The following is a 2,962-nucleotide window of genomic DNA, read 5'->3' on the forward strand; positions in this document are numbered from 1 at the left end:
ATCGAGGGGTGGTTTTCAACAGAGAAGATGCCAAAGCGCCAGAATTTGAAGCTCGTCGCCGAATCATTCCACACGACGAATTTCTGGAATTTGCCAGCCGTGTAAGAGACGTATAATCGGATAGTTGGGGGTTTTTCTCCCCCGGCCTCCACAACACCCCGCATGCGGGTCCGCACGGGGCGTTTCCTTCGGGGTTAAAAGGATCACCGTAACATGGCGACCTCCAACGCTGGTTACGCGACGAACCGTCAAGGCGGTTTCACCCGGTCGGGTGCAATCCCGTCGTTGAGGCTCGCCCGGCTCTCTCGTTGCCGAAGGTTCAGGCCTTCACCCTGTCCCACCCATTACGGGTGGGCGTTTGGCTACTATGCCCTCTGCTGACTTCTGTCCCATCACGTCAGGCGTTGCCGCAAAACGCGCTGCCCGAGTCGCTGTCGGGTCCGGTGGCAATTCCAGCACTTTCGCGCTGGCCCTCAGGCCGGCTCCCTTAGCGACCACTGCCCCGTTAGGGTTCGATGGTGTTTCCAGCCTTTTCGGACTGGCCCTCAGTTCGACTCCCATAGAAACACGGGCCGCAAGTGGGACAGCTCTCCCCGGATAAGAACATGAACTTTCCATGCACAACCGCCGCATTTACCCTATCCCCTGCACCGGGTGGGCTTCGTCATCTTGTGCTGACTCGCCCGGGGACCAAGCCTTCTCTGCGGTTTCTGTCCGTCGGCTCGCACGTTTGCGCTCGGGCTTCCTTCAGACATCCCCTCGCGGGTTTGCCCTTGCCCTCGGCTAGTAGTTACAGTTGTCCCACAGGACATTACAGGTACTCCTACAGGGGACTTTCACCCCATAAGTTCACGCCCGTGCCGGGCGTACACATTCGGCTAAAGGCGACCGCGAACCGTGCATCGAGTTCTATTGGTTAATCTTGGCGTCGACGCAGCACGGTTTGTGTCGCCTTAGCTGTGCGTAGGAGTCTGGAGGAGGTGCGGCGGAAAATGAAAACTCAACCGCAGTTGTGTGACATCCTCAGCTACACGCCGGTCGTGTCACGCTTCGGGACCAGTGGGCTCCGGGCCTTGGTGAAGGATCTTACCGATCTGGAGGTCTACAGCCTGACGCTGGGAACCCTGCGTTACCTCGAAGACATCGGCAAGCTCCAGGCCGGTGCGGTGCCGCGTGAGTCACTGCAGATTCCCATCGCCGGGGACCTACGGCCTTCGACGCCGCAGATTCTGAGGGCTACGGCGCGCGCGGTCTTGGACGCCGGTTATCAGGTGGATTATGTAGGCAGCTTGCCTACCCCTGCGTTGACCTTCTATGCGCTCGAGCAGGGGGTCATGAGCTTCATGTGCACCGGCAGCCATATCCCGGCGGATCGCAATGGGCAGAAGGCCAATCGCTGCGACGGCGAGGTGCTCAAATCCGACGAGCCGGGCATCGTCGCTGCGGTGGAGGCGGTTCGACAACAGGAGTACCGGCGTCCGGCGGCGGCATCCCTATTCGACTCCAAGGGGATGCTGAAGCCCGAGCAGCGGCCGGTCCTGCCGCCGGTCAACCCGGTGGCCGAGCAGGGCTACCTCGAGCGCTACCGCCGGGTATTCCCCCGCAACGGCCTGCAGGGTAAGCGCATCCTGTTCTACGAATACGCCGCCGTCGGGCGGGAGCTGCTGCCGCGCATCCTGGCGCACACGGGGGCCGAGGTGATCCGGGTCGGACGCAGCGATACCTTCGTCCCCATCGATACCGAGGCTATTTCTCCGGCGCATCTGCGGATGCTCGCGGAGATCGTCGCCGAACAGCAAGCCCTGCATGGCCGGATCGATGCCATCGTATCCACGGACGGCGACAGCGATCGGCCCTTGATCGTTGGCGTCTCCGAGTCCGACGATCCCGCAAGGCCCGCATTGCGCTTTTTTCCGGGGGATCTGGTGGGTGCCGTCGTCGCCGACTATCTCAAAGCGGATGCCGTCTCGGTGCCGATCAGTACCAACCCCGGTGTGCACGAGCACTTTATGGGCAAGGGCCTGATCACGACCAAGACGCGGATCGGATCGCCCTTCGTCATCGAGGCCATGCAGGAGGCGCTGGTGCAGGGCCAGCAACGGGTAGTCGGCTGGGAGGCCAACGGCGGCTTCCTGGTCGGTTCCGAGCTGACCCTGAACGGCGGCATGCTGCGCGCGCTTCCGACCCGTGACGCTATCCTGCCCATACTCGCCGTGATGCACGCTGCGGCCGAACAGGGCGCGACCCTGTCGGAGTGTTTCGACCGCTTGCCTCAGTGGTATGGGAGAGCGGACCTAATCGACGACTTCCCGCAGGACACCAGCCGCAAGATCCTCGCCTACTTCCGACCGCCGGGCGAGGCTATCCAGTGGTTGGAGTTTCACAGTGATCGCATCCTGCTGCGTGATCTGACCGAGGCGGTCGTCGGTGAGTGGTCGTTGAGCGACCCGGAGGGTCAGGCCTTCGATCGGAAACGGCAGGTCCTCGAGGGCATCTTCACGCCTGCGAGGGGATTCGGCGAGCTGGCGCGTATCAATGTCCAGGACGGTATCCGCTGCTTCTTCCGCAACGGAGATATTGCCCACATCCGTCCATCGGGCAACGCACCCCAGCTGCGCATTTACGCCCATTCCCGCGCCCAGGCGCGGGCGGATGAGATCGCCGCAATGGCTGTGGCAGAACCCGCTGGCATGCTGCGTGATCTGCAAAGGTTCATCGAATCCGATACCAAGGGTTGACTATAACCCTAGCGAGGCTTTGCCTTAAGCCCACGAGTACCCAACTCGAGCTTCGTCGCGGACCCTCAATAGGACAGGATTTACAGGATTACACGGGATTTACAGGATTCTTACATTTTAATATGCATCCTGTAAATCCTGGGTAATCCCTGAGGTATCCCCACATTATTGCAATCTAAAACAACGAGTTATGGAGCGAATGAGCGGCCACGATGCCCTAATGG

The 2,962-nt window shown here is 61.1% G+C and carries 1 protein-coding gene; it reads left to right on the top strand.

Annotated elements, in window-relative coordinates; genetic code table 11:
* Nucleotides 1–992 precede the first annotated feature (992 nt).
* Nucleotides 993–2,738, top strand: coding sequence for a phosphohexomutase domain-containing protein (locus BQ17_RS13865; RefSeq protein ID WP_089728027.1), 1,746 nt, complete (start codon nt 993–995; stop codon nt 2,736–2,738).
* The last annotated feature ends 224 nt before the right edge of the window (nt 2,739–2,962 follow it).

Origin of the sequence: Candidatus Thiosymbion oneisti, assembly GCF_900092655.1 — a bacterium.
GTDB lineage: Bacteria > Pseudomonadota > Gammaproteobacteria > Chromatiales > Chromatiaceae > Thiosymbion > Thiosymbion oneisti.